Raw genomic sequence first — 26672 nt, 5'->3', positions numbered from 1 at the left:
TCGGTGAAGTCGGTCTCGGTGGAGCCGGTCTCGGTGAAGTCGGCGAACGTGGCCCGGGCGTCGACCAGTTCCTCGGTGTCGTGCGCGTACACGTGGTCGAACAGGCTCAGCGGAGCCGGGTCGGGCAGGTTCAGGCAGCGCTGCCGCATGGTGGCCGCGAGCGCGTCGGCCTCCCGGTCCAGGGCGCTGGCCGCGTCGTCGTCCAGCAGCCCGCGGCCACGAAGGTAGGCCGCCATCCGCTGGATGGGGTCGAGGGCGCCCCAGCGCGCGAGCTCCGACGCCTGGCGGTAGCGGGACGGGTCGTCCGCGGTGGTGTGTGCGCCCATCCGGTAGGTGACCGCCTCCACCAGGGCCGGCCGCCCCTGACGGGCCTGCCGCAGCGCCCAGCGCGTCACGGCCAGGGTCGCCAGCACGTCGTTGCCGTCCACCCGGATACCGGTGATGCCGAACCCGCGGGCCCTGAAATAGATCGGGACGCGGGTCTGCCGCCGCGTCGGCTCGGAGATCGCCCAGTGGTTGTTCTGGCAGAAGAAGACCACCGGCGCCTCGAACACGCCCGCCCAGTTGAACGCCTCGTTGACATCACCCTGACTGGACGCTCCGTCGCCGAAGTAGACCAGGGTCGCCGGCAGGCCGTCGCCGTCACCGGCGGTGCCGCCGCTCCCGGCGGTGCCGCCGGTGACGCCGGTGGTGGCGACGGGCCGGTGGGCCGTCCCGACCGGCCGGCGACCCAGACCCGTCCTGGTCTCCTTGGTGACCCCCATGGCGTAGCCGGTCGCGTGCAGGACCTGGGAACCCACCACGATCGCGTACGTCTGGAAGCCGTGTTCGTCCACGTCCCAGCCGCCGTGGGCCGTCCCGCGGAACAGGCCGAGGACGTCCAGCGGGTCGATGCCCCGGCACCAGGCCACCGCGTGCTCGCGGTAGGTCGGGAAGACCATGTCGTCGGCGCGCAGCGCCCGCGCCGAGCCGACCTGGGCCGCCTCCTGCCCGCGCAGGCTCGCCCACAGGCCGAGCTCACCCTGGCGTTGCAGGGCGGTCGACTCCTCGTCGAGCCTGCGCGCGATCACCATGTCGCGCAGGAGCCCGACCAGGTCGGCGTCGGTGAGGTCGGCGATGTACGGGTCGTAGGCGGCCAGGGGCAGCCGGTCCCCGTCCGGCGTCAGCAGCCGGATCGGCGCGGTGTTGTCACTACTGGCGTCCGTCGGGTTACGCGGGACGGGTGCGGCGACGGTGTCGAGGCGGTCCGCGTCGAGGCGGTCTGTGCCAGGAGTGGACTCTGTGTCAGCAGACTCTGTGTCAGGAGTGGACATGGCGTCCTCCGGTCGTCCTCGGCCGTTCCCGAGATCGTCGGTGGCGGCCTGCGCGATGGGTGTACCCGGTGGATCTCCGTTGGTGTCGGCATCCACGGGACGCGCCCGACGCGGCCGGCCACGCGGGTCGGCGGGACCGCCGCGCAGTAGACGATAGTCGCCCGGACACGGCGAGCAAGCTCGGACGCCCGGCCTGACCTCGACGAATCCGGCCCGGCCCGGCCCGGCCCCGGACCCGTCCCGGTCCAGCCCGGTCCCGACAGGTCCGGCCTGGCCTGCGCCGGGCCCGGTTCGTCCGGCTCGGCGCTTGCGGAGGGTGCGGCGCTTGCGGAGGGCGCGGCGGGCCATCCCGACGGTGCGGGCTGCCATGGGGCCGGTTCACCCGGCGCGGGCCTGAACGGATCCCGGCCGGTCGGTGGGTGCCTGCCGCGCGGGCGACGTCCCGTCGCGGTTGAGCCGAGCCGAGCCGGCAGGTGGTCGCTGCCGGCGACGCTCCCGGAACAGCCGACGCTCCCGGAACACCGGGGGCGGAGCCTGGTGCCGCGGCCGGGCCGCCCGACGGGCGGTCGCCGCCCCGGCCCGGATAGCGTGGTGCGGTGACAGTTGCGCAGACGCCCATCACCACCGGTGAGCCGGAGCCCGGCGTACCCGCCACCGCGGCCCGCCCCGCCGACCCGTCCGCGTCGGTGACGCTCGGTAAGGTAGGGATCTGGAGCGGCCAGTTCGACTACTCGCCGGCGTCCGTGGTGCGCGACGCCGTCGCCGAACTCGACGAGCTGGGCTATCCCGCGGTCTGGACCGGCGAGGTCAGGGGCCGGGAGGTGCTGGTCACCGCGGGGCTGATGCTCGCGGCGGCCCCCCGGCTGACCGTCGCCACCGGCATCGCGCAGATCCTCGCCCGGCACCCGCAGACGATGACGGCCGGGCAGCTGACGCTGGCCGAGGCGTTCCCCGGCCGGTTCCTGCTCGGCGTCGGCGTGTCGCACGCGTCCCTAATGGAGATCCGCGGGGTGCCGTACACCAAACCGCTGACGCAGATGCGCGCCTACCTCGACGAGATGGACGCGTCCGCCCGGGAGCAGTACCGGGCGGTTCCGCCGGCGTCGTCACCGCGGGTACTCGCCGCGCTCGGGCCGAAGATGCTGGAGCTGGCGCGCGCCCGGGCGGACGGCGCCCACACGTTCTTCGTGCCGCCGGAACACACCGCGAGCGCCCGGACGATCCTCGGGCCGGGCAAGCTGCTCATCCCGGAGCAGGCGTTCGTCCTGGACACCAACCCGGAGACCGCGCGGGAGCTGGCCCGGCGGCACACCGGCTCCTACCTGCGGCTGCCGAACTACACGAACAACCTGCGCCGGTTCGGCTTCACCGACAGCGATTTCGCGGACGCGGGTTCGGACCGGCTCGTCGACACGATCGTGCCCTGGGGCGACCCGGACGTCCTGCTCGGCCGGATCAAGGAGCATCTGGACGCCGGCGCCGACCACGTGTGCGTCCAGGTGCTCGACCCGGACCGCCGCGGCCTGCCCCGCCGGCAGTGGCGCGAACTCGCCCCGGCGCTGCTCGACCCGCTCGGCGAAAGCCGCCCAGGCCAGAGCGCCGGTCGCTAGAACGCCGGTCAAGTAGCGCGGATCCCATCCACGACCACCCGCGCAGGCCATGATCCAGGCTATTTTGTCGTTGTGTACGCTTTTTGGCCGCAAAAGCGTACACAACGACAAAATAGCGCCGATCTTCTCCGGTAGCTGGCGCCCATCGAAGCGGGCCACCGTTCGGGGGGATACGTATGGTTATCCGACTGGCGCTCTAGAACGAGCAAGAGCAACCGGCAGCAGGCCCACGTGAGCCGACGGGTGGTGGGGCGGCTGGCCCAGCGGTACCTCGCCGCGCCTCCTGGATCAGACGACGGACAGTGACGAACGCTGCCGCCAGGTACAGGTAGAAATCGACTGCCCTGCCGTTCTTCTCGGTGCGGCGGCGTAGCTTGCCGTAGCCGTTCATCCAGAAGTGGGTGCGCTCCCCGGCCCAGCGCCGACCGAACTGGACCGGGCTGCGTTCCCCCTTCGGGACGATCTCACCGGCCAGGCGGTGGGCGGCGAGCACGTCGCGAGACGGTTGGCCATGGTAGCCGGAGTCCAGGTGGACGGTGGCGGCGTCGGGCAGGCGATGGAAGTCGCGATCGCGGGCGCCAAGCAGATCTTCGGCGTCGGGCAAGGCCCGCGACCGGGTGAAAGCCGTCGTGGAACGCACCGTCCCGTTCGGCCTGGCCTGCCAGACGCTGACCGCTGTCTGGTACACCGTCGCCGGCCACCACTCCGACGGACGCCACCGACCACCACGCGCGCCCCCTGGTGCACCACCAAGACCCGCCTCTCCACCGCTGAAATGGCCGCAAGCTTCGCTGCGTCCTGATCGCCACCAGATATCAGCCCACTCGACCCGAACCACCGACCCCGGCGGAACTCCACACCCTCCGACTGGTCTGGGGCACCGACACCGCATAACCGCGAAAGTCAAGTTTCATGTCAGTACTTCCCGTGCAAAGTGATCTGGATGGTCCCGGGTCCACCGTTACCCGATATCGGCCTCAGCTTGAGGCCCTGCACGATCGTATCCAGGTCGACGGTCTCTTCGTCGCGTACACGACGCGGTTCCTGATCGAGGCCCGCAAGCCCGGTTGAGACTACATCTATGAGCGGCACGCGGCGTCAGTCCGGGTTTCCAGGAATCTTGGTGACGTGTTTCTTACAGAGACGCCGGCTCCGCCGCCTGCACGCGGTAGCATATCCAATGATCATCATAGGTGATGGTCCAGGTGTGATGCCACGGAGGTGGGCCATGCATCGATCGTTCGGTCCGGGGAAAATGGTCGCGTCGGCCCTCTTGCTGGTTCTGGTCCTCGTCGGCTGCGATCTGGAGGGCAAATACCACCCGCCGCTTCTCCCGATCGAGTTCACGCTGTCCGGCGACGGGAGCATCACCGTAAATGCTTCACGGCAGATCGTAACTCCATTGGGAACTTTCTCTGTCGAGGCGTCCGAGTCGAAAAAAATTCAAGCTCCGGCGAACGGCACCCTGCTCGTTGTCCGACAGACGGTCCTCGGCAAGGCAAGGGACAGCTTGTACAACATCCATGTTGCGGATAAGCTCCGCTTCCTGCTGGACGGTAAGTCCGACATGGCGACCGAACGGAACATCGTGACCCTGAACCTGGGAGGCGATGTTCACGGTATCCGGATCCAGAATGTTCAACAGGTGAAGACTGCACCACAGTACGAAGCCAAGAAGGTCAGGAAACTGCCGCCCGTGCCGAAGGTCGATCCCTCCGCGCAGGCGACGCCCGGGCCATGCCGGTCGATATCCGCAATTCCGTCCAGGACAGCAGCCAGGACAGCGCCCGCGACACCGTCCAGGCCGCCGTCCGCAACGCCGTTCAAGGCCTCGGCCACGCCATCCGCCCTCGCACCGGACACCGTCTCGACAATGCCTTGCTCGTTGCCGACGAGAACGCCGTCCACGACACCGTCGGGAACGGTGTCACCGACGAGGACGCCGTCCACGACACCGTCGGGAACTCCGAGCAGAACACAGTCGCCCAACCCGAGCCGGTCCTCAGGGTCGCAGCAAGAAGATGGCATTTTAGGTTGATCAGATCATGCCAGATGTTCGACCGTCTGCCGCGAAGTTACGGTAGTCGATCATAAAACCCATGCGGTGGCCAGATTTTTCAATACCATTCACGCGGTCACGCAGGCAGAGTTCTGCTACCTGGAGTGCCGGTCAAGCAGCGCGGATCCCATCCATGGCCACCCGTACAGGCCATGATCCAGGTTGGTTTGTCGTTGTGTACGCTTTTTGGCCGCGTCAGCATAACGGCGGACGGTCACCGCCGGCTGCCACGGGAGCGGAAACCGCTGTTCCCCGCCCGGGGCAGGCCCAGCCATGGCAGATCATCACCACCCCGTGGCCGGGTACGTCTGCCTACCCGTACACCATCGAGAGTGGATCCCGCGCTTTCACATGGCTGCGAGTGTGACCGGCCCGGTATTCGACGGGCCCCGGCCGCGCTATGCGGCAGGGGCCGCGGCAGGTACCGCGTGACCAGCAGGAGCGGGGATTTCCGCCTTACCCGGTCGAGCCGGCGGCGGCGCAGTCGGCGCAGGTGCCGTAGATCTCCAGGGTGTGGGCGACGTCGGTGAAGCCGGCGGCCGCGGCGACGCGGTCGGTCCACGCCTCGATCTCGGGTCCTTCGACCTCGACGGCCCGGCCGCAGCGGCGGCAGACCAGATGATGGTGATGGTTGTCGGTCGCGCAGCGGCGGTAGAGGGTCTCCCCGTCGTCGCGGCGCAGCACGTCGACCTCACCCTGGTCGGCGAGGACCTGCAGATGCCGGTAGACGGTGGTCAGGCCGACAGCCTGCCCCATGTCGCGCAGGTGGGCGTGCAGGTCCTGGGCGCTGGTGAAAGCGTCGATCTCGGCCAGCGCGGCGCAGACGGCGTCTCCCTGGCGGGTGGCCCGGACGGTGGTTCCGCGGCCGAGTATGGCCCGGCGTCCGCCGCCACCCGGCCCGGCACGCGATGGTTCCGCGGCGGACGCGGCCCCCCGGGACGACGCCGTCGGGGCAGGGGCCGCTCGGCTGGATTCGGCGCTGGGCACAGCCTTCACTCTCTCACCGTACGGCGGCCGAGGCCCCGGACGACGGGTCTCTGTCATGGTCAGGGAGACGAAACGGTTTCGGCGCGGGTGTCTCTTCCGTCGCCCGCGCCGCCCGACACCCCTCAGCCGTAGGTGGAAACCGCTGCTGCCACGCCGTTTTTCACCTACGGCTTGCGCGGCCGTAGGTGAAAAACGCTGTCATCGTGACCTGTTCCACCTACGGCTTCCGCGGTGGGGCGGGCAGCGCTGCGGCGTGGCCCGGTCCTCCGGTCGGCGTGGCCCGGTCCTCCGGTCGGTGTGGCCCGGTCCTCCGGTCGGTATGGCGCACGGCATCGTCATCTTCGGCCTGGTGCCGTTCCTGGCTGGCGCAGGTTCCCGATCGGATCCAGCGTGGCCACGGTTGTCCTCGTCGAGCCCGTGCGCGAGACCGCCGAAAACGCTGATATCCGGCAGCATTCAACGGATCGGACGGATCTGGCCACGGTTCCGCCGCCTCTGGATCCGGCCGGATCAGCGTGTCTCCCGGGAGCCGGTCAGCCCGCCGGTATGTGCTGCGGTTCGAAGGTGGGCCGGCCACCCTGGCGGTGGACTGCCCCCCCCCTGGACGTAGGCGGTGAGGAACCTGCTGATACGGCCCACGGCGTCGGTGAGGTCGTCCACGTCCGGCAGCGTGACGATCCGGAAGTGATCGGGCCGCGGCCAGTTGAAACCCGTGCCCTGCACAACCATGATCTTCTCGGTCAGGAGCAGGTCCAGGACAAGCCGTTCGTCGTCGGTGACCGGGTAGACGTCCGGATCGAGCCGCGGGAACGCGTACAGCGCCCCTTTCGGCTTCACGCACGACACGCCCGGAATGTCGTTGAGCAGCTTCCACACCACGTCCCGCTGCTCGCGCAGGCGGCCACCGGGCAGGACGAGGTCGCCCGCGCCGCCGTCGTCCTCGAGCGCGGCCCGCATGGCGAACTGGCCCGGGACGTTGGCGCACAGCCGCATGTTGGCCAGGATGTTGAGCCCCTCGACATAGCTGGACGCGTGCGTGCGCGGGCCCGAGAGCACCATCCAGCCGGAGCGGAAGCCGGCCAGCCGGTACGCCTTGGACAGCCCGTTGAACGTCACGCACACGACGTCCGGAGCGAGGGCCGCGGTGGAGACGTGCTCGGCGTCGTCGTAGAGGATCCGGTCGTAGATCTCGTCCGAGAAGATCATCAGATTGTGCCGGCGGGCGAGTTCGACGATGCCCTCGAGGATCTCGCGGTCGTAGACCGCGCCGGTGGGATTGTTCGGGTTGATCACTACGATCGCGCGGGTGCGCGTGGTGATCCTGCTGGCCAGAGCGTCGAGGTCCGGCATCCAACCCGCCGACTCGTCGCACAGGTAGTGGACGGGCCGCCCGCCGCACAGGCTGACCACGGCTGTCCACAGCGGGTAGTCCGGCGCCGGGAGCAGCACCTCGTCGCCGTCGTTGAGCAGCGCCTGCAGCGACATCATGATCAGTTCTGAGACGCCGTTGCCGAGGTAGACCCCGTCGGGGTCGATACCGGTGATGCCCTTCCCGTTCGCGTACCGGACCGCGGCCGTGCGGGCGGAGAGCAGGCCCTTGGAATCGCTGTAGCCCTGTGCCTCGGCGAGGCCGTTCACCACTGCCTCAAGGACCGCCGGCGGCGCGTGGAACCCGAACGGCGCCGGGTTGCCGATGTTCAGTTTGAGGATGCGCTGACCAGCGGCTTCCAGCTTCGTCGCCTGGTCCAGGACGGGGCCCCGGACGTCGTAACAGACGCCGGTGAGCTTGTCGGACTGGGTGAACTCCATGAACCAAGAGTAGGTGCAGCGTCCACCGGGTTTTCTCGCCCATGACGAGTGGGCCACGCTTTTCGGAACCTCGGGCACGCACAGTGCAGGACCAGCGGCCAACGGCGATACGATCATGTTTGTGGTGTGTCGCTGGCGGGCGGGCTTTCCGGGCCATGCGGGTTTCCTGGTCATGATGGGTTGAAGGCGGGATGGCCGGGTGTTTGCGGGATCCGGTCCCGTCGGGTCCGGGTGCTCCGGAAACCGGTCCCGATGGCCGGGATCCCGACGCTCCGGAAGGCTTTCGGCCTGGCAGGCCCGCGGGCCCGCAAGCCCGCCTGGTCGCCGGACGCGGTGGGCCATTCGGCGCGGACCGCTCGCGGTTGTGGGCCCCGTGCCCAGCCGTGATGCCCGGCCACGGCGTCCAGAGGATCATTTTCGATACCGGCCGTGTTCGAGGATGGCTGGCTCCCGGACATCTGGGCGGCTATTCGGCGCGGTGCTGTGACAGCTGCTGCCGCGGCCGCTGGTGTGACAGGTGCTGCGGGCCGCCGCCGTGGTAGGTGATGCGCAGCTTCTCCGGGGTGAGGGTGGCCGCCGCTGGTCCGGAGCCGAACTGGCGGCGGTTGAGCAGCCAGACGCTGTCGCAGGTCAGATGGGCCAGCGCGAGATCGTGCGTGGACATCATGACGCTGGTGCCGGCCGAGCGCACGGCTGCCAGCGCGGACAGCAACGCCTGCTGGGACAGGACGTCCACGCCGTCGAACGGCTCGTCGAGCAGCAGCAGACGTGGCTGCTGGGCGATGGCACGGGCGAGGAACACCCGCTGGCGCTGCCCGCCGGGCAGCGTCTCGAACCGCTCCCCGGCATGCTGGGCGAGCCCGACCGTTTCCAGGGCGCGTGCCGCGATGGCCCGGTCCGTGCGGGTGGGCCGCCGCACCCAGCCGAGCGAGCGGTAACGACCCATGAGGACGGCCTGGGCGACGGTCACCCGCGGGTCGGGCCCGAGCGCGTCGACCTGCGGGACGTAGGCGACCCGGCGGCGGGCCTGCATCGGTGGGCAGCCGAGTACCGTCACCGATCCGCTCACCACCGGGGCAAGCCCGAGCAGCGCTTTCATCAGCGTCGACTTCCCGGCGCCGTCCGGGCCGATGACGGCCACGGTGCGGCCGGCTTCGACCGTTCCGTGGACGTTCTCCAGAACCGGGATCCGGCCGTAGGCGACCGTCGCCCGGTCGAGAACCACGGCCGGGAACGTTCCGCATCCTCGCCTTTCATCCGGTCCGGCCGGTGAATCGGATATGACCCGCGGATCCGACGCGGCCGGACCGATGGGGCTGTCAGGCCGGGCTGGCCACCAGGCGGCCGTGACCACGTCCTGCTCCGCGGGGCCCACCGGCCATACGGCTGATTTCCTGAATGTGGAGCTCGACAACCACCGCGTTGCCTCGGTCATGTTCCGAGACGGTACGACCACCGGACGCGTCCGGCATTGCGGATTGCGTCCCCACCAGTCATCTCACCCGCACAGGCTGATGCGGTCCACGCGGGCACGAACGGCCACGGACCCGCCGCCACGGCCCCGGACTGTGATACCGACCGTATCCAAAAAGGTCATGACAGCGGATATTCGTGACGGCTGGGTGCGGATTCGGCGTCGATCGTCGTGGGTGACGGTCATGATGTGCGGTAGATGATGCTGACCCGTCGGTTCTGGCCACGGCCCGCGGCGTTCTCCGAGCCGTCCGGGTTGGTGTTCGGCGCGACCGGGCTGGCGGCGCCGTGCCCGGTCGCCGAGACGAGGACGCCGGGCGGAGTCTTCGGACGCAGCAGGTTCGCGACGGCGTCCGCCCGTCGCTGGGACAGGATCACGTTGTACGCGGGCGTACCGATGCTGTCGGTGTAGCCGTTGACGATGACCGTGCCGGTCGCCCTGACGAGCTGTGCCGCGATGCCGGCCAGCTGTTCGCGGGCCGCCTCGGTCAGGTTGGCCGAGTCGAACGCGAAGAGCACGTCCGAGCTGATCGTCACGACCACGCCCGCACCGTCACGCCGCTCGGTGCGCAGTGCGACGACGGACCGTTCGATGTCGATCGGCTGGATCGCCGCCGCCGGATCGATCTCCCGGATCGACTCGGTGATCGCCTGGTCGGTCACCGTGGGTGGAGCTGTCGAGGCGTCCGTCGCGGCGTGGGCCGCCGGCGCGCACAGCCACGACAGCACAGCGGTGACCAGCGCCGACACGGCCACGCCGAGACGGGCCGGCACGGGCCTGGCCGGCGCGGGACCGGGCCGTGCGGGGCTGGCCGGCACGGTCGGCGTCCGCACGGGGATCACCGGCCGACCGGGACGTCGTCGAACAGCAGCCGGTCGTCGGCGTAGACGTCGAGTGCCCGTACGTCCGCGGGCGGTGCGGCAAAGGTGTACGAGGCGCTGACCGGGGTGTTGTTGACGGTCTTCGTCCTGGGGCCGCTGGCACCGAGCTCGACGTTGCGGCTGTCCTGGACGACGAGGTAGCGCTTCAGGTTGACGCTGTCGACCAGGGTCACCGCGGGGCTGTGCCCGTCGAACATGTCGAAGACCGAGATCTCCTTCTCCCGCGGGACGCCGGTGTATCTCGGCGTCCACAGCAGGGTGAGCGTGCTCAGCCGCCCGTCCGCCTTCAGGCCGACCAGGCCGGCCTCGACCGTCCCCGAGATGCTGCCGGGCGCGCGGAAGCCGGCCGTCCGGCTGGCCACCGGGACATCTGCGGAAGCCACCTGGCCCGTCTGGGCCGTACTGGCGGGCCCGGGGGCCGCCGTGCCGCCGGCTGCGGGTGTACCGGGCGAGCCGGACGAGCCGGAGCAGCCCATGGCGAACAGCGTGATGACGCCGATCAGGATGGTGAAGGTGGTGACCGGCGTCAGCCGGGTTCTCATCCGGTGGAGCATCCGGGACCTCCCGCATGGATGCGACGACTGTGCGCGATCCCGATTATGCGGACAGACCTGGGCCCACGGCCCGTCGACGGTCAGCCTGTGGACAACCGGCCCGTTGACGGCCGGCTCTGTGGACAACCGGCCCGTTGACGGCCGGCGGCCGCGGTGCCGGGCAGGCCGGCCCGGCCGCAGAGGCGTTCGTAGGGCAGTGTCAGCAGAGTGTGACGGGCTCCGGCGATCACGGTATGGGCCCGGCCGGGTGTCGCTTCCTCGAGCGGTGTCAGTGCCGTCACGATACCCTCCGCTAAAGTGTGGTTGCCTTCCATTAAGTAATGCTAACTTAATTAGCAGTCGATCTGTGTGCAATGGAGCGGCAACGGATCGTAAAAGATCACACTAAGTCATGTTGATCTCATTGACAAACATGCTGGCGCTGCTGTAAAGGCGGTGAGTGTGCGTGGACGCTGCCCGCCGCTGCTTCCGAGGCGCTGAAGCCGTTCAGGGCGTCGGCGGGGCCGGGGTCGCGGAGCGGCTCCGGGGCGATTCCGGCCGGCGCCGCCTGACTCCGATGATGAACGGTTTTCAGTTGGCTATAATACGCGAAGTGTTGATTTTGGATGACGGTTCGAGTGATGGTTTGAGCGAAGTTGTTGATCCAGGACAATACATGAACAACTACTGTGGAGAACGGTCGCGATCCGCTGGGTTGACGGAGGCCGTCGGCGTTCTGTAAGGTCTCCGGCCGCATGAGAAGGATTGCGATCATCTGGCCTCTGGTCGGTAGGCTGTTGGAGCCTCCGGACTTCCCAGGCTGGCATCCGGACCTCCTGGATCGGCCTCGCCGATCCGGCGGGAGCCCCGGATTCGGTGGGAGCCCCGAGCGCGAGGAGGAGCATGATCATGCGGCCTTTGGTCAGCTGGCCATCAGGTGTTCCGCGACGTCGCGGCCTCGGCGAGGAGGTGCTGGGTGATCTTCAAATGGGTGGGTGACGGTCGCCCGTATCCTGATCACGGGCTGAGCCAGCGGGAGTGGGCGGCGATTCCGCCGCGCCAGGTCAGGCTGGACCAGTTGGTCACCACCAAACGGGTGCTCGCGCTGGACGTCCTGCTCGACGAGGACTCGACCTTCTACGGGGATCTGTTTCCCCACGTCGTCGACTGGGACAACACGCTCTACCTGGAGGACGGTCTGCACCGGGCCGTCCGTGCGGCGCTGCAGCAGCGCAACTCGATCCATGCCCGGGTGCACGTTCTCCAGCAGCCCCAGCAGGAGGCGGGCCCGGCGTCCATAGCCGGTTCCCGGCTCGGGGTCAGTCCCCGCTGATCAGATAGGTGGTGAAGGTGTCGTCACCGACCTTGCCGAAGATGTGCGGCGGGCAGTCGTCGGACGGCTTGTAGGCGACGATCGGCCTCCACACGGGCAGACGGGAAACCTCGACGAGGGAACCACCGGCGAGGTCGCGGGCCTCCGCCAGGGTACGGTCACGCTCGTTGCTCCGTTCATACCACGCCCCGCACCAGCGGATCTCCTTGGGCCTGCTCGTCCACGCGGGAGTGTGGAAGAACCACAGCAGGTATATCTCGCGGAATACCAGGGCCGTCACCAGGATGGTCAGCAGCGCGCGGACGAAGTTCCCGGCCCGGCCTGACGCGAGAACGGGGCTCACAGCACCAGAAGCCTAAAGCGTCCCGGACGGATCTTCAGTAGCGCATGCGGGTGTGTCCGTCCATCAGGGGTGAACAGGTCATACCGGGTTTCCGCGGGCGGCGTGGCGCGAGGGACACTCAGTTGTCGTCGGGCCAGGCCAGGCCAGGCAGGCTGGGCTGGCCTGGGCCAGGTTGGGCCGGGCCGGGGCGCGGCGGTCGGCTTTCAGCCCATTCAGAGCTGTTCCGGGAACGCGTCGGCGTATGGGCCGCCCACGGTGACCTGGTCCCCGGTTCTGATCGTGCCGTCGGAGCGGACGGCGGCATACACCCCGCAGTTGATGTGCCCATAGTGGGCCTGTAGTTCCTTCGGAATCCTGATGTCACGCTCGCCCGTCCGCGGGTTGACCGTGGTCGCAGCGCACCGGCCGGTGGGGACGAGCGCTTTGACACGTACCTCGCCGAGGTGGATCTCGCGCCCGGCCCAGTCCAGTTCCGACCAGGCATCGACATCGTCCACATAGATGTTCGCCCGGAAGCGCAGGTGATGGACGTCCGTTCCCAGCCGGTCCGCGATGTCACGCACGGAGGCCAGGTTGATGATCGAGATGGCCCGCATCATCTCGGTGGAGACGACGGAGACATCGGTGAACCGGTGGCCGCCGGAGCCGGCCACCAGCCGTGGCCGGCCTCCGTGCAGGGTGTCGGCGAGCAGCGTCGCGAAGTAGTCCTCCACCGCCGCCCGGCCCCGCGTGCCGCCCAGGTCGGCGGTCAGTTTCCGGTCCGGGTGGTCGAGGGTGAGCAGGCCGGTGGCGGTGTTGTACCGGCTGGCGACGCGGGCCAGTTCCGCGTCCTTCGCCAGCGTCAGGAAACACGTCTTCGGCAGGGGCTGTGGATGCGCGTCGTCGAGAACCGTCTCGGGTCTTGCCAGCGCGTACACCCGGTCCATGGGGAGGCCTTCGCTCGCTGACAGCGCCATCGAGTCCAGCGCCTCGGCCGACAGGCCCTTGATCGGATAGCGGTACAGGCGGGCGATCCGGGGCACCCTCCCGACGCTACCGGCAGGGCCGGCCCCCGACGCAACGGCACCGGTGATGACGTGCTGGCCAGGAACTCCAGAGCGCCGGTCAGGTAACCATACGTATCCCCACGTATCCATCCGAATGGTGGCAGGTTTCGATGGGCGCCGGCCGCCGGAGAAGATCGGCGCGAGTTTGTCGTTGTGTACGCTTTTGCGGTCAAAAAGCGTACACAACGACAAAATTTTCCGGATCATGGCCTGTACGGATGGTCGTGGATGGGATCCGCGCTACTTGGCGCGGCGCTCCGGACTCCGCCGAAGGCGGTGCGAAGATTTTTTCGTGCTGCCGGAGGCCGTGGCTGATAGAGCCGCGGGCGGCGCGAAGGTTTCTTGTGCCGCCCGCGGCTCACCGCTGATCAGGAGGGGTGGTCAGGAGACGGTCGTGTCGCGGCGGCGTCCGCCACGCAGGGCGGCCGCGCCGGCTCCGATGCCGATCAGGCCGGTGACCAGCCCGGCGATGCCCAGCCCACGGGCTGTGCCGTCGGAGTTGTCGACGCTGTTCGACGCCGCCGTGCCGGTGCCGGCGGAGGGCGCGCCGGCCGCCGAGGCGCCGTGGGCGTCCGTGCCGCCGTGCGCGTCCGCGCCGCCGCCGGAGGCCGCGGTGAGGGTCAGGGACGGTGCCGGGTGCTCGGGCTCGTCCTGACCGGGCTGGGCCACGTCGATCCAGCGCACGACCTCGCCGCTGCTGTAGGTCTGCAGGGTCTTGAACGCGATCGTGCCCGCCTTGGCGGGCAGCGGCCCGGCCGAGACGTTGAACACGGCGAACTCACCCGGCTTGATCGCGGTGTCGGCGGATGACGCGGTCCAGGTGATCTGCGAGACCACTTCGGAGACCGACCCGTCGTCGGTCTTGATGGGCTCGGCCAGCTTGGTCCTGGCGACCTGGTAGGTCCAGCCCGGGTGTGGCTCGACCGACACCGAGCTGATCGGGGTGTCGGTCGGGAACTGGACCTCCAGCTTGGTCGTGGCGGCGTCGTCCCGTTCGGTCGGGATCTTGAACGACAGGGTGGTGTAACTGCCGGCGACCGCTGTCTTCGGCTGCACGGTGACGTGCGCGGACGCCGGCAGCGCAAAGGCGATCACACCGGTGAGGGCGGCGCCGAGCACGGCGATGCCACGGGTGGTGCGGGACATGCTGGTCCTTTCGGAAAACATTCTTGTCGCAAGCGTCGCGACAGCAGTTTTGTGTTTCCCTGTTGATCAACAGGGATGTATGCGTACGGGACGTCGCCCCGGATCCGCGCACACCTCACCCGTGCGGACGGCGGACCCGGCCCGGCACGCCGAGGCCGACCGGCCTGACGCGGGCCGGCTGGCGGTCCACACCGGGCAGCCAGCACCGGGCAGCCAGCACCGGGCAGTCCGCGGGCATGCCCGCCGCCGCCCGGATCCGACAGACACGGATTCGGGCGGCGGGTGTACGTCGGGCCAGTGCTTGCCGGCCCGGCCGGCCTGGCGGCGGACAGCCGTCCACGGGCAGGGCGGGACGCGGAGTGGGGTGACGTGCGGCGGCTACGGACGCGTGGCGATCAGGCAGGCCTGGCCGCGGCCGAACCCGCGGGTGGGGGCGGCCGGCGGCGGCCCGCGTCGTCCGCCGGCGCGGACGAACAGGCAGCCGCCCATGGACGCCGATGGCGCGGCCACGGCGAGCGGGCGCCCACCGGGCATGCCGGGGGCGTGGGTGGCCGCCGGCCCGATCGTGAGCGGGAGGCCGCACCGCGCCGCGAACCGGTGGACGGCCCGCAGCAGCCTGCCGGCATGACGGGTGAGCGTCCCGAACCGGGCGGCCGCCGACCGCAGGACGCTCGTGTTCCACAGCCCCTTCTCGGCATGGCGGAGCATGCCGGCGACGAGCCCGGCCGCCACGGCGTGCATGGCGCTCATCACGGCTCCGTCGTGCAGGACCGCGTCGGGGGCCATGCTGGCGCCATGTGCCGTGACCGCGTCGTGCGATGTGATCGAGAACGTGGCGTGCAGGACGATCTGGGTCAGGCCGACCCCGGCGAGCACGGCGATGGCATGGCGCTCCTGCCCGGCAAGTCCGTACGCGATGCGGGTGACCAGCCCGAGGGCTCCCAGGATGATCAATATCGACGGCCGGTGACCATCGGCGGCGGTGTGCCCCGCCACGGCGAGGCAGACCGAGGAGCCGGCGAAGACGGACGCGCGCATGCCTCGCCCGGCAGCCGTCCCGGCGACAGCGGCTGTTCCGGCGGCGGGCGTCCTGGCGACGGCGGGCGGCGCCGTGCGCGCGTTCACGGTGGTCAGCCTGCCACATCCCGCCGAGCGGGGAGCATGTCGGTCGCTTCCCGGTCGTCGTGCGGCAGGTCGTCGTGCGGCAGGCCGGCCTGCTCTGGGCCGTCCCGTCCCGCGTCGCCGCTGTGGTGGCTTTCCTGGCCGGCGCTGTTCTGGCCGGCGCTGTTCTGGCTGGTATTGTCCTGGTTCGTCCCGCCTCGCTCTGGGCCGCCCTGGCCCGTACCGGACGGTCCGCGTGACGCGCGACGGCGGGACGCCAGCGCCGTGGCGCCGAGCAGGCCGAGGCCGATACCGATGGTGACCGCGGTCAGCGTCCGGGCGAGGCCCATCGGCCCGGCGATCGGGGCGCTGGACCGGTACAGCACATCCAGGTCGCCGAAACCGCCGGTCACGGCGATGACGAAGCCGGCGCTCCCGGCGAGGTAGCGGCCCGCGCTCGCGCGCCGTACCAGCAGGACGGCCGCGGCCAGCCCGAGCAGCCAGGCGGCCATCTCGACGATGTTGCCGTAGACGAACCCCGACAGCCGGCCGCTGGCCCGGGAGCAGGCGATGAGCGCCGAATGGGTGACGTCCACGCCGACGATCGCTGTCACGGCCACGGCCAGCACGGTGTCGCGGCGCCGGTACAGCCCGCTGGCGGCGGTCGCGGCGGCGGTCGCCACGGCGAGGACGAGCCACGGCACCGGCGACGGCCCGGGAACCCAGTCGAGGGTGCCGGTGGCGAGAACCGCCTGGTCGTCCACGGTCAGGGGGATCGTCCAGGCGTAGATCTGGTGGAAGCGGCCCGGGGCGGCCCGCACGGCCGGCGGATCCTGGGTGCCCATCCAGTGGGCGCGGTGGTCATGCCAGACGATGGTCCGGCTATCGGCGATCCTCTCCCAGCGTGGGGCGGCCTTGGCGGCCCCGCTGTCGCCGGCTGGGGCGGTGCCGGGCGGCCCGTACCGGTCGCGGTTGAGATATGTGGCGGGTGACAGCGTGTTCTGCCAGACGCCAGCGGAATCCACCCGCAGATAGGGCTCGTCGTCGTACCCCTTGACGACGACCGTGTGGTTACCGGTGACGGTCAGCCGCACCCGGCTGCCGTTCTCCACGGGCACGAGGCTGACGCCGTCCACCGGGGGCTGCGGACCGGTCACGGTGGTGCGGAAGTTCGTGGCCGAGGCGCCGCTGACGGAATGCGCCTGCGCGGGCCCGGCGGCAAGGACGAGCCAGCAGGCCACGGCACCCAGAAGCACGAGCGCACGCCGTGACACGCTGGCCGGCCGGCCCCGGCCGGCCAGCCTTTCGCCGACGGCGTTCACGGGGCCTTCATGGGCGCGCGGTCTTCATATGGCCGGATTCTAGCCGGCCGATGAGCGGGAGCCGGTGATTCCTCGTCCCAGGGAGATCACGGAAAACCGCTCGGTGGCCCACGGGAAGTGGATTTATAGATCTTTGAAAGAGTGCTCGGAGGGCCCCGGAAGGCGCGGCACGCCCGGAAGTCGCCGACGGGCGGGGGATGTCCCCGCAAGGCTTCGAGGTTTCCGGGAACGCCACGGGGATTCCCGCGGTGCGTTCCCGGCCGGAGCGGTCGCCGGCTCCCGGCAGACCTGCGCCCGGCAGACCTGCGCCCGGCAGACCTGCGCCCGGCAGACCGGCTGCCGGGGGCGGCCATGGGAATCCGCGGCCGGCCGCGGATTCCGGCGTCGTCGTCGTTCGCGGGCGGTGGGGTGGACACTGGGCCAGTGGTTCGGCTCCAGATGGGTATCGGGCCGGTGTTCCGGTCCAGGACCGGCATCGGGCCTGTGGCCCGATCCCGGGTTGGCGCAGGGCCGCTACGCCGGCCCCCGGCTGGCGCAGGGCCGGTGCTTCGGCCCCCGGCTGGTGGCGGCGTGTCACCGTGGTTTGGCGCCGGGTGGCGTTGGCGGCGTACCGCGCGTCGCCTCGGCTTCCTGTTCGCGGCCGTGCTCGTGGCCGTCGTCGGGACGGCTGTGCCGGCGTCCGCGCATGCCGTGCTCGAGGGCAGCGACCCCGCCGGGGGGTCGAGCCAGCCGGCCGCGCCGTCGCGGGTCACGCTGACCTTCAGTGAGTCGGTCACGGTGAACGCCGGCTCGATAACGGTCATCTCCGCATCCGGTCAGCGGGTGGACGACGGTGCCGCGCGGCACGGGCAGGCCGGCAACGAGGCCGTGGTGGGGATCCGTCCCGGGATCGACAACGGAACGTACGTGGTCAGTTGGCATGTGGTCTCCGCGGACAGCCACCCGGTCTCCGGCGGTTTCTTCTTCGGGGTCGGAGTGGCACCGGACGCGGCGGCGGCCGCGTCGGTGCCCACGACCGCCCGTGGCTCGGTGGTTGTGGGCGTGCTGGCCGGCGTCGCCCGTTTCGCCGCTTTCGCCGGGCTCGCCGTCCTGGTCGGGGCGGGCCTGTTCCTGCTGGCGCTGTGGCCGGCCGGGCTGGGGCTGCCAGGCCCGCGGCGCCTGCTGTGGGCGGGGTGGGGGGCCACCTTCGGCTCGTCCGTCGCGCTGTTGCTGCTGCAGGGGCCGTACGGCGCCGGTCAGGGCCTGTCCGCCCTGTTCCGCTGGGATGCGTTGTCGGCCACCCTGCACGGCAGATACGGGCATCTGGTGCTGCTGCGCATCCTCGCGCTGCTGCTCGTGGTACCGCTGCTGCGTACGGTCATGGCGGGTCACCGGCGCTCCCTGCTGGAGCTGGCGGGGCTCGCTCTTGTCGCCACGGTGACCCAGAGCGCGGCCGGGCATGCGGGCGCCGGTGACGACGCGTGGCTGGCGACTGCCAACCTGACCCTGCACCTGCTGGGTGTCGCGGCCTGGGGCGGCGGCCTCACGGTCCTTGTGATCTTTCTGTGGGCCACCTCCCGGCGCGTTTCGCGGGACGGCCGGCAGCCTCCCGGCGACGACGTCGAGGTGCCGGCTGCCCGGGCCGCCGAACTCGCCGAGGTCCTGCCGAAGTGGTCACGTGTCGCGATGGCTGCTGTCATTGTGATCGTTCTGACCGGCGTCTACCAGGCATGGCGTGAGGTCGGCTCGCTCTCGGCGCTGGACACCACCTACGGCCGTCTGCTGCTGGTGAAGCTCTGGTTCGTGGCGATGATGATCGGATTCGGCTGGTTGGGGCACAACCGGATCGCGCGCCAGTACCGGCTGCCCCGCGCCGTGCCGGCCGCGGACGCCACCGCGGACCAGGCTGGCAACGGGGCCGGCAGCAGAGCCGGCAATGGGGACGGCAACGAGGCCGGGGAGCAGGCCGGCAACGAGGCCGGGGGTGCCGCCGTGGGAGCGGCCGGGGGCAGCCGGGGGAGTACGGCTGTGGGCGTGGCCGTCCGGGCCGCGGACCGTGGGCCAGGGCTTTCCGGATCCGCCGGATCCGCCCCGCCGGCCCGGTGGGAAGCCGGGATTCACGTGAGTCGTGGCCGCGCCCTCCTCGGCCTGCTGACAGGCCGGGCAGCCGGGCCGCCGGCGGCACGCGGAAAAAATGATGTTGCCGTCGGCCCGTCGGGGGACGCGTTCTCGCCGGCCCCGCCGCCACGTCCCCGGATCGGCGAGGGCGCGTTGGCGCGGCTGCGCCGCGGGGTCGTCCTCGAGGCGGGAATCGCCGCCGTGGTGCTCGGGGTGACGGCCGTGCTGGTCAACTCCGTCCCGGCGCGGACGTCGTACGTCCCCCCGTTCTCCGACACGGTCTTCGCCGGGCCGCTGACCGTCCAGGTGGACATCACCCCCACCAGGCGTGGTCCGCAGACCCTGCACGTCTATGTCTTCGGTCCCGCGGGGAAGGCGCAGCCGCTCGCCGACGCGTCGGCCGCGCTGTCACTACCGGACGCCGGTGTCGGCCCGCTGCCGGTGCCGCTCACCCGGGTGGCGCCCGGCCATGTGATCGCTGAAGGCATGCAGGTCCCGCTCCCGGGCATCTGGCAGCTCCGCCTGACGCTACGCGTCAACGACTTCGACCAGTATGTGACGACCCTCTTCTACCGGGTCCGTTAGCGCGTCGGCCGGGTAACCGGCCGGGTGACGCGGAGCCGTTCCGGAACCGGCCGGAAACTCGTGACCGGACGATTCGTGACCGGCCGCTGTCGGGTCACGAAGGCGGCCGAGGAACTGCCGGGAGAACGCCAAGAGGGTGGGAAACGGCCGTCACGGCGGCTGTTTCCCAGTCCCTTGTTTTCCCGCATGGCCGCCGGGATGATTTTCGGGGAGGCCGCGTGGTGACACCACGTCACCGTGGCCGGCGCGGTGGCCGGGCGATGACCGGATCCTGGTGGGTCAGACCGAGGCCAGGGGTGCGCGGGTGGTCGCGGGCTCTTCCCCGTCCGCCGGGCCGCCGGATGCCGGCGGGCCCGCGGCCGTGGCGCTGATCGACGGATTCGCCGTGGACGTCTCGCCCGGGCTGGTCGGGCTGCCCACGGGCGGGCCGGTCCCGGCGCTGCTGGACGGAGTGCCGGGGCTGGTTGGCTTGATGGTTGCCGTGGGCACCGGCCCGGTCGGGGTCGCCGTCGCCGTCGCCGTCGCCGTCGGCTGGGGTGGTTCCACGATCGTCGTGGGTGGGGCGTTGACCGGCGGTGGAGCGGCCGGGCCGGTGGCGCCGGCCGGGGGGAGCGCACCGTCGTCGAGGGAGAGCTGGGACGACACCAGCGCCACCCCGGCCGGCTGCCCGAAGTCGGACGTGGCCGGCCCGGTGCGCTGGGCGGACGGCTGCTGGGCGGATGGACCACCCACCGCGGAGCCGATCGGTCCCGACGATCCGGACGCGGGCGAGGGATCCGGGGAGAAGCGGCCGGGCTCCTCACCGGACGAATTCGGTGTGATCACGGCGGTGCCGGGGCGGCCGGCGGTGGTACCAGGCGCCGCGGTGGGCCAGTTGACCACGGCGACGACACCGACCGTGGCCATGACCAGCAGCGATGCGGCGGCCGCCGCGACCGGCCGGCTGCGCCAGCGTGATCCGGCTTCCGGAGGCTCCCCGCCGGGGTACCCGGGCGCCAGCGGCACGACCGCGCCCGCCTTGCCCTGGCCCGGCCTGCCCAGGCCCGTCGTCCCGCCCAGGCCCGGCCCGGCTGGGACGGGCGGGGCGCTCTGGCCCCTCGCCGGGCTGATGGCCAAGGTCCTGTCGATGCCCGCCGGCTCGGTGTGGGCCGGTGGCTGGCCCGGGGCGGCCACGCTGTCGTAGGCCGCATCGCTGTAAGCCGCGCCGTCGTGGGCCGCGCCGTCGTAGGTGGTACCGACGGCGGCGCCGTAGGCGGTACCGACAGCGCCGGCGGGGCCGGCGGCGTGGACGGGGCCGGCGGGGCCATCCACGGCGTCGCGGGGGATGACCGCTGTGCTGTTGTGGCCGGAGCCGAGCGCCTGGTAGCGGGTGCGGGCGGCGATGTCGCGGGCGGTGGCCGCCGCGGCGGCCCGGTCGAAGGTGCGCGCGAGCCCCTCCCGCAGGGATGCCGGTGCCGCCACTATCCGGGTCGCGGCGAGCATCTCCTCGGGGGTGATCCCGTGCGGTACCGGGGCTGCCTGTACCTGCGGCGAGCCCGACCAGGCCAGTGAGCTGCCGCGGGCGAGTTCCAGCAGCCACGAGTGCAGCCGGCTGGGATCGCTGAGCGGGCTGAGACGGCTACGGGCGACGAGGGCGAACGCCGTGCCCGCGGCGGCGTGCGCGACGGTCGGCTCGCCAAGGATCAGCAGGCACACGGAGAAGACGTCGTCGGCGTACCGGTCGTAGAGATCGTCGAATGCCTGCCGCTGGCCATGCCGAATCCGCATGACGATGTCGGCGTCGATGTCGGCGTCGATGTCAGCGTTGGCGCCGACTGCCGGTCGCTCCGGTCGCAGCCTCCCGCCGAAGGTGGTGTGGTCGATGCCGCCGTCCATCAGTGCACTCTCCCGGATCCCCCATCGGTGATTCCCGTCGCAGCCGTGCTCTGACACGGACGGAGTGATATCACCATCACTCTTTACGGTAGAACGTCCCGGTCATCTCATGCGGAACCTTGGGAAAACTTTGTTGTCACATGACGGACTCGTAACGCGCCAGGCCTGATCCACGCCGTCCCCCCACCGCCGTCCCGCCACCGCCGACGAACCGGCGGCGGCGGGACGGCTGGTGGCAGGGCAGTGCGGGAGCGGCCCTCGGGCCGCCGCCCGGTGCCGGGAGGGGAGCGGCTCCCGGCCGGCCGTTCCCGTGGCGTCGAGTGATCAGGACGGCTGCTGGGCGAGGGTCACCTCGGTGGTCTGCGTCTGGCCGTTGCGGGTGTAGGTGACCGTCACCTTGCTGCCGATGTCATGTGAGCGCACGGCGGCGATGAGGCCGTCCACACTGGTGATCCGGCGGTCCCCCAGCTTGGTGATGACATCGCCCGGCTGGAGCCCGGCCCGCTGCGCCGGCCCGTCGCCCACCAGGTTCTCGACGGTGGCACCGGTGCCCTCACCCGTCGGATCGGACGGGCCCGCGCCCGCCGTGGACGCGCTGACCCCGAGGTACGGATGCCTCGCGGCGCCCCCGGTGATCAGTTCTTCGGCGATGGACTGGGCGTAGTTGGCCGGGATCGCGAACCCGACGCCGATGTTGCCGGACTGCTGCTGGCCGCCGAAACCACGGCCGCCCGATCCCACGGTGGCGATCGCCGAGTTGATGCCGATCAGCTCACCCCTGCTGTTGACCAGCGGGCCGCCGGAGTTGCCCGGGTTGATCGGGGCGTCGGTCTGGATGGCGTCGAGAACCGCGTTGCTGTCCTGGACGTCGGTGTCGCCGGTCCGCACCGGCCGGTGCACGGCGCTGACGATGCCCGAGGTCACAGTGCCGTTCAGGCCGAGGGGGCTGCCGACCGCGACCACCAGTTCGCCGACCGCGAGCGCGTCGGAGTTACCGAAGGTCGCCGGCTTCAGGCCGGTTTCTTCGATCTTGATGACTGCGAGGTCGGAGCTCGGGTCGGCACCGACGATCTTCGCGTTGTAGTCCTTGCCGTCCTGCGTGCTCACGCTCAGCGAACCGCCGCGCGCGGCGTCGGAGACCACGTGGTTGTTGGTGAGGATGTAGCCGTCCTGGCGGATGATCACCCCGGAGCCGGTGCTCCCCTCGTTGCTCCTGGAGGCGGCGGAGATCGTGACCACGCTCGGGAGGATGGCCTGCGCCGCGGCCGACACCGTGCCGACCGCGGCCGGCGACGTGCCACCCGAGCCGTTGTCGGTGCTGCGCAGCAGTCCGCCGGAGGACACCACGGTCTGTCCGTTGTCGTTGTTGCCGGCCACCAGCGCCCCCACGCCGCCGCCCACCCCGGCCGAGAGCAGCGCGAGCGCGACCGCGGCGGCGGCCAGCCGGCGGCGGTGCGGTGGCCCCGACGGCCCGGCGGCCCGCGTGGTGCCCTGGTACGGGCCGGCCGGTGGTGCGGGCGGCGCGTGGAAGGGATTCCCGGCGCCGGGCAGCCCGCCAAGGTAGTTCGCGCCGGGCCGGGCCGGGTCAGGCGGGGGGAACGCCCCCCCGTCGCTGCCGGCCGCGGCCTGCTCTTCCGCCCGCGGCGTGTTCCACGGCGTGTCCCACCAGACCCGGCCGGACGGCTCGCCCGGCCCGCCGGGACGAGGCCGGGGCTCGTTCCCGGACGACGAGGCCGTCGACGGTGGGGCCGGCGTGCCGGCCGGCCGCTGCCACGGTGAGCTGTCGGGGCTGGCGGGAGCCTGCTTCCTGTCGGCGGACGCGAAGGGCGCCGTGGGGTTCGGCGGGGTCGGGCCGCCCTGCCCCGGGCCGCCTGGCGGTGGGTCACCGCCGACGGCCGGCCGGGCCGGCCGTGTGTCGGCAACGGGATAGGGGTCGACATCCGGCACCGCCCAGTCCGGGCCGTCCGGGCCGTCCGCGACGCCGTCGTCGGATACGTGCGCGTTCAAAGATGATCCGTCCGCGAAGGTGACGAAGGGAGGCCGCGTGCTCATGGTACGAACCTTCCCCTCGCAAGCTGAGTGAATACTGAAGTACAGACAACAGTCGGCTGAGACAGGGTGCCGGACGGTGTCCGCCGCCCGACACGGCCCGCCGGCCGGCACCCCCGGGATCACGCGCCGACGGGGGCGACGACGGCAGAGTACGCAGCGTACGGCCGCGGGAGGCAGCGCGGGAACACGGCGTCGGGGAGTGCGCGGCAGCGGGGAACGCCGGTGAGGAACGCCGGTGGCGGGGAACACAGGGGAACGCCAGGGGAACACCGTGGTGAGAAACAGCGAGCCACGGTGGGAAAACGGGGGCCCGGCAGGGAACGATGCGCGCTGTCAGGATGCCGGTGCAGGTGGCGTCTCGTGTCGACAATCATAGCCGTCCCGTTCCGGACGCCCGTCCGTGTCTTTCCATGTCTTTCCGTGGCTCTTCTGCTGTTGCGTGTCCGGCCTGTTGTTCCGTCCGCCCGGAGCCCCCTTCCGGGACCCGTCCCCGTAGCGGGGGTTTTCACCATGCCGGATGCTTGCACCGCGGCGGGAACCGCGACGGGACGGGTATTGTGACCGAACCCGCTTACCATCTTCCACATCGGTCCCGTTCTCCGGTTTCCCGCTCCGCGCCCGCGTCCGCGTCCGTTCCCGGGTAGCGGGTCTCGGATTCGCCGTGACAGCCCTCAGTAGCTTCTCAGGCACGGTTCAGCCCGTTCTCACCGCGAGCGCCGACGCTGGGAGGTGTGAACCTGTCGAAACGTTTTCGGGCCGACCGCCCCGTCAGCCCGGCTGTGCCCGGACCGCCATGTGCGGTACCCGGGAGCGGCGACAGAGACAGCCCCACAGCCCCCGCCACCGGCGCGCCGTCCGTCATCCGCGCGGACGTCCCGCCGGCGCCCCCCGAGGCGGCGTCCGACGGCCCGGAGCACGCCGGCCCCGCGTACGCCGCTGCCATGCCCCCCGGGCCCGCCGGTGCTGTGCCCGCCGGTGCTGTGCCCGCCGGTGCTGTGCCCGCCGGTGCTGTGCCCGCCGGGGGCGGGCCCGCCGGTGCTGTGCCCGTCGGCGTCCTCGCGGAACCGGGGCTCGACGCTCCCGGGAGCGCCGGCGTCCTGGCGGGAGCCCGGCCCGACGGTTCGCGGACGATCCCGTCACAGGGCGTGTTCGGAGCCGACGGCCGGGCCGTGTCCGCCGGCCGGGCCGCGGTGGTGCCACGGCCGTGCGGGACGCCGCCGGCGCGGTGGCGCCCACAGCCACTCGTCGAGGTGGTCGTCCCCGTCTACAACGAGCAGGAGGCCCTCGACGGCAGCATCCGCCGGCTGTACGACTACCTGACCCGCCGCTTCCCCTTCGGCTGGCGTATCACGATCGCCGACAACGCCAGCACCGACGCGACCCCGCTCGTCGCGCGGCGCCTGGCCGACGAGCTCGGCCGGGTCCGTGTGACGCGGCTGGAGGCCAAGGGCCGCGGCCGGGCTCTGCGGGCGGCCTGGTCGTCCTCGGACGCCGACGTCGTGGCCTACATGGACGTCGATCTCTCCAGTGGGCTGGAGGCGTTCCTGCCCCTGGTCGCGCCCCTGCTGTCAGGCCATTCGGACGTCGCGATCGGCTCCCGGCTCGTCCGCGGCTCCCGGGTCGTCCGCGGGCCGAAGCGGGAGATCATCTCGCGTTGCTACAACTCGATGCTGCGGGTGGCCTTCCACACCTCCTTCCGGGACGCCCAGTGCGGGTTCAAGGCCGTGCGGGCGGACGTGGCCCGCGCGCTGCTGCCCGCCGTCGAGAACGACCACTGGTTCTTCGACACCGAACTGCTGCTGCTGGCCGAACGCAACGGCCTGCGCATCCACGAGGTGCCGGTGGACTGGACCGACGACCCGGACTCGCGGGTCGACGTCGTGGCGACCGCGATGGAGGACATCCGCGGAATGATCCGGGTCGCGCGCCGCATCCTCGCCGGCCGGGCCGGGGTGGAGCTGCCGCCACAGGTCCGGGCCGCGCGGCTGCCTCGTAACATGGGCCGCCAGCTCAGGACGTTCGCGGCGATCGGGGTGTGTTCGACCCTCGCCTACGTCGTCGCCTACGCGCTGCTGCGCGAGGGCGGGGCGTCGTCCTTCGCGGCCAACTTCATCGCGCTGCTCGGCACGGCGGTGGGCAACACCTGGGCCAACCGGCGCCTGACGTTCGGGCAGGTGGGCGGCGAGGGGGCGCTGCGCCAGTTCGCCGAGTCCGGGGTGGTGTTCGTGCTGGGGCTCGCGGCGTCCTCCGCCGGCCTCGGGCTGCTGCACGCGCTCTGGTCGTCGTCCGGGGTTCTTGTCGAGATCGTCACCGTGCTGCTCAGCGGTGCGCTGGCCACGGTGGTGCGGTTCGTGCTGATGCGGGCCTGGGTCTTCCATCCCGCCCGCTCCCCTCGTCCTCGCGGTACCTCCACCGGGCGTCATCCGCACCGGGGGTGACCCGTCCACCGACGGGGCGCTCTGACCGGATGCCGGTGGGGGAAGCACGTGCTGGGAAGGGCTGTGACCGTGGTCGGGGAGCCGCGGTGCCGGTTCGCCGAGTGTCGGGATGCGAGTACGATTCGATCACGCAACGTCATCATATGACCGTGCGGATCCAGGCGAGTTGCGTCGCGGAAACCTGTGGCGGATACGCTTAATATCGTTGTTCCGACGACATCGGCACAACCGCCGCCGTGCGAACCTGACCGGAGGATACTCGCGTGGTCCGAGGAGGCCCCGACTCCCGGGGCGGCCGACGAGGTGATCCTCTAGTGGGCTCGCGGGGGGAGACGCGTGAAATCGCGGATGGTGACGACGAGGAGACATGGTCGCCGAACGAGCCGGCAGGCCTGTCCCGGCCCGGGCCGGACGCGTCACGGCACCCGGCGGCCGGGCTGGACGCGTCACGGCACCCGGCGGCTGGGCCGCCGCCGTCCCGGTCGGTAGCGGCGGTGGCGGAGCAGGCGGATCACAGGCCTGAGCGGCCCGCCCTCGGCCAGATGCGGGCGCTTTCGGCGAGCAGGAGCCTGGTTGCTTTCGCCACTCTGTCGAACCAGTCCACCAGGAGCGCCCAGCCCGTCGGCGGCCCCCGGTCCGGGACGTCCGCAGCCGGCGGTCCCGGACCC

At 71.2% G+C, this 26672-nt stretch carries 21 protein-coding genes; 4 read left to right on the top strand and 17 right to left on the bottom strand.

Going from position 1 to position 26672, the window contains the following annotated elements:
• On the bottom strand, positions 1–1313 hold a 1313-nt coding region (locus AC5LSR_RS07330; RefSeq protein WP_445548697.1), incomplete at its 3' end, for a thiamine pyrophosphate-dependent dehydrogenase E1 component subunit alpha.
• Between the two features lie 596 nt (positions 1314–1909).
• Between AC5LSR_RS07330 and AC5LSR_RS07325 the strand changes: the two genes are divergently transcribed.
• Complete coding sequence (locus AC5LSR_RS07325) at positions 1910–2923, top strand: LLM class F420-dependent oxidoreductase (protein WP_445548696.1); 1014 nt, start codon at positions 1910–1912, stop codon at positions 2921–2923.
• A 196-nt stretch (positions 2924–3119) separates the two neighbouring features.
• Here the strand turns inward: AC5LSR_RS07325 and AC5LSR_RS07320 are convergent, their stop codons facing one another.
• The 9 genes from AC5LSR_RS07320 to AC5LSR_RS07280 all read right to left on the bottom strand — a co-directional run bounded on the left by AC5LSR_RS07320 (position 3120) and on the right by AC5LSR_RS07280 (position 11441).
• Positions 3120–3563, bottom strand: coding sequence for a transposase family protein (locus tag AC5LSR_RS07320; RefSeq protein WP_493468278.1), 444 nt, complete (start codon positions 3561–3563; stop codon positions 3120–3122).
• A gap of 741 nt (positions 3564–4304) precedes the next feature.
• The gene (locus tag AC5LSR_RS07315) at positions 4305–4565 is read right to left on the bottom strand and encodes a hypothetical protein (RefSeq protein WP_250293008.1); all 261 of its coding nucleotides are present in this window, start codon (positions 4563–4565) and stop codon (positions 4305–4307) included.
• Positions 4562–4873: a hypothetical protein gene (locus AC5LSR_RS07310; protein ID WP_250293006.1), complete on the bottom strand. Its 312-nt coding sequence runs from the start codon at positions 4871–4873 to the stop codon at positions 4562–4564. The genes AC5LSR_RS07315 and AC5LSR_RS07310 overlap by 4 nt, the downstream gene beginning before the upstream one ends.
• A 565-nt stretch (positions 4874–5438) precedes the next feature.
• Positions 5439–5978 carry a Fur family transcriptional regulator gene (locus AC5LSR_RS07305; protein WP_493464767.1) on the bottom strand — a complete coding sequence of 180 codons (540 nt, stop codon included), beginning with the start codon at positions 5976–5978 and terminating at the stop codon, positions 5439–5441.
• Positions 5979–6479: 501 nt separating this feature from the next.
• The gene (locus AC5LSR_RS07300; RefSeq protein ID WP_250284729.1) at positions 6480–7778 is read right to left on the bottom strand and encodes a pyridoxal phosphate-dependent aminotransferase; all 1299 of its coding nucleotides are present in this window, start codon (positions 7776–7778) and stop codon (positions 6480–6482) included.
• 466 nt (positions 7779–8244) lie between these two features.
• Positions 8245–9003: a metal ABC transporter ATP-binding protein gene (locus AC5LSR_RS07295; protein WP_250293003.1), complete on the bottom strand. Its 759-nt coding sequence runs from the start codon at positions 9001–9003 to the stop codon at positions 8245–8247.
• Between the two features lie 431 nt (positions 9004–9434).
• A complete protein-coding gene (locus tag AC5LSR_RS07290) occupies positions 9435–10085 on the bottom strand; it encodes an OmpA family protein (RefSeq protein ID WP_250284720.1) in 651 nt (216 codons plus the stop codon).
• 5 nt (positions 10086–10090) lie between these two features.
• Positions 10091–10675: a hypothetical protein gene (locus tag AC5LSR_RS07285; protein WP_250284719.1), complete on the bottom strand. Its 585-nt coding sequence runs from the start codon at positions 10673–10675 to the stop codon at positions 10091–10093.
• A gap of 412 nt (positions 10676–11087) precedes the next feature.
• Positions 11088–11441 carry a hypothetical protein gene (locus tag AC5LSR_RS07280; protein ID WP_250284716.1) on the bottom strand — a complete coding sequence of 118 codons (354 nt, stop codon included), beginning with the start codon at positions 11439–11441 and terminating at the stop codon, positions 11088–11090.
• Positions 11442–11642: 201 nt separating this feature from the next.
• On the opposite strand from AC5LSR_RS07280, the gene AC5LSR_RS07275 reads away from it, so the two are divergent.
• A complete protein-coding gene (locus AC5LSR_RS07275; protein ID WP_250284714.1) occupies positions 11643–11999 on the top strand; it encodes a type II toxin-antitoxin system VapB family antitoxin in 357 nt (118 codons plus the stop codon).
• Here the strand turns inward: AC5LSR_RS07275 and AC5LSR_RS07270 are convergent.
• The 5 genes from AC5LSR_RS07270 to AC5LSR_RS07250 form a co-directional block, all read right to left on the bottom strand.
• Positions 11986–12342, bottom strand: coding sequence for a hypothetical protein (locus AC5LSR_RS07270; protein WP_250284712.1), 357 nt, complete (start codon positions 12340–12342; stop codon positions 11986–11988). The genes AC5LSR_RS07275 and AC5LSR_RS07270 overlap by 14 nt on opposite strands.
• 212 nt (positions 12343–12554) lie before the next feature.
• The gene (locus AC5LSR_RS07265) at positions 12555–13364 is read right to left on the bottom strand and encodes an MOSC domain-containing protein (RefSeq protein ID WP_250284710.1); all 810 of its coding nucleotides are present in this window, start codon (positions 13362–13364) and stop codon (positions 12555–12557) included.
• A gap of 405 nt (positions 13365–13769) precedes the next feature.
• Entirely contained in the window at positions 13770–14534 is a 765-nt protein-coding gene (locus AC5LSR_RS07260; protein WP_250284708.1) for a YcnI family copper-binding membrane protein, read from the bottom strand.
• Positions 14535–14912: 378 nt separating this feature from the next.
• A complete protein-coding gene (locus tag AC5LSR_RS07255; RefSeq protein ID WP_250284706.1) occupies positions 14913–15659 on the bottom strand; it encodes a hypothetical protein in 747 nt (248 codons plus the stop codon).
• A gap of 5 nt (positions 15660–15664) precedes the next feature.
• Positions 15665–16957, bottom strand: a complete 1293-nt coding sequence (locus tag AC5LSR_RS07250; RefSeq protein WP_250284704.1) for a hypothetical protein — start codon at positions 16955–16957, stop codon at positions 15665–15667.
• A gap of 570 nt (positions 16958–17527) precedes the next feature.
• Here AC5LSR_RS07250 and AC5LSR_RS07245 point away from each other — a divergent pair.
• Positions 17528–19639, top strand: a complete 2112-nt coding sequence (locus tag AC5LSR_RS07245; RefSeq protein ID WP_250284703.1) for a copper resistance CopC/CopD family protein — start codon at positions 17528–17530, stop codon at positions 19637–19639.
• Positions 19640–19918: 279 nt separating this feature from the next.
• On the opposite strand, the gene AC5LSR_RS07240 is transcribed toward AC5LSR_RS07245, so the two are convergent.
• Positions 19919–21514: an RNA polymerase subunit sigma gene (locus tag AC5LSR_RS07240; RefSeq protein WP_250292994.1), complete on the bottom strand. Its 1596-nt coding sequence runs from the start codon at positions 21512–21514 to the stop codon at positions 19919–19921.
• 324 nt (positions 21515–21838) lie between these two features.
• Entirely contained in the window at positions 21839–23566 is a 1728-nt protein-coding gene (locus AC5LSR_RS07235) for a S1C family serine protease (RefSeq protein ID WP_493465233.1), read from the bottom strand.
• A gap of 1040 nt (positions 23567–24606) precedes the next feature.
• Between AC5LSR_RS07235 and AC5LSR_RS07230 the strand changes: the two genes are divergently transcribed.
• Positions 24607–26004, top strand: coding sequence for a bifunctional glycosyltransferase family 2/GtrA family protein (locus tag AC5LSR_RS07230; RefSeq protein WP_493468277.1), 1398 nt, complete (start codon positions 24607–24609; stop codon positions 26002–26004).
• The last annotated feature ends 668 nt before the right edge of the window (positions 26005–26672 follow it).

Source organism: Protofrankia sp. CiP1_Cm_nod4, from assembly GCF_982290645.1.
This window is presented reverse-complemented; position numbering and strand designations above follow the sequence as displayed.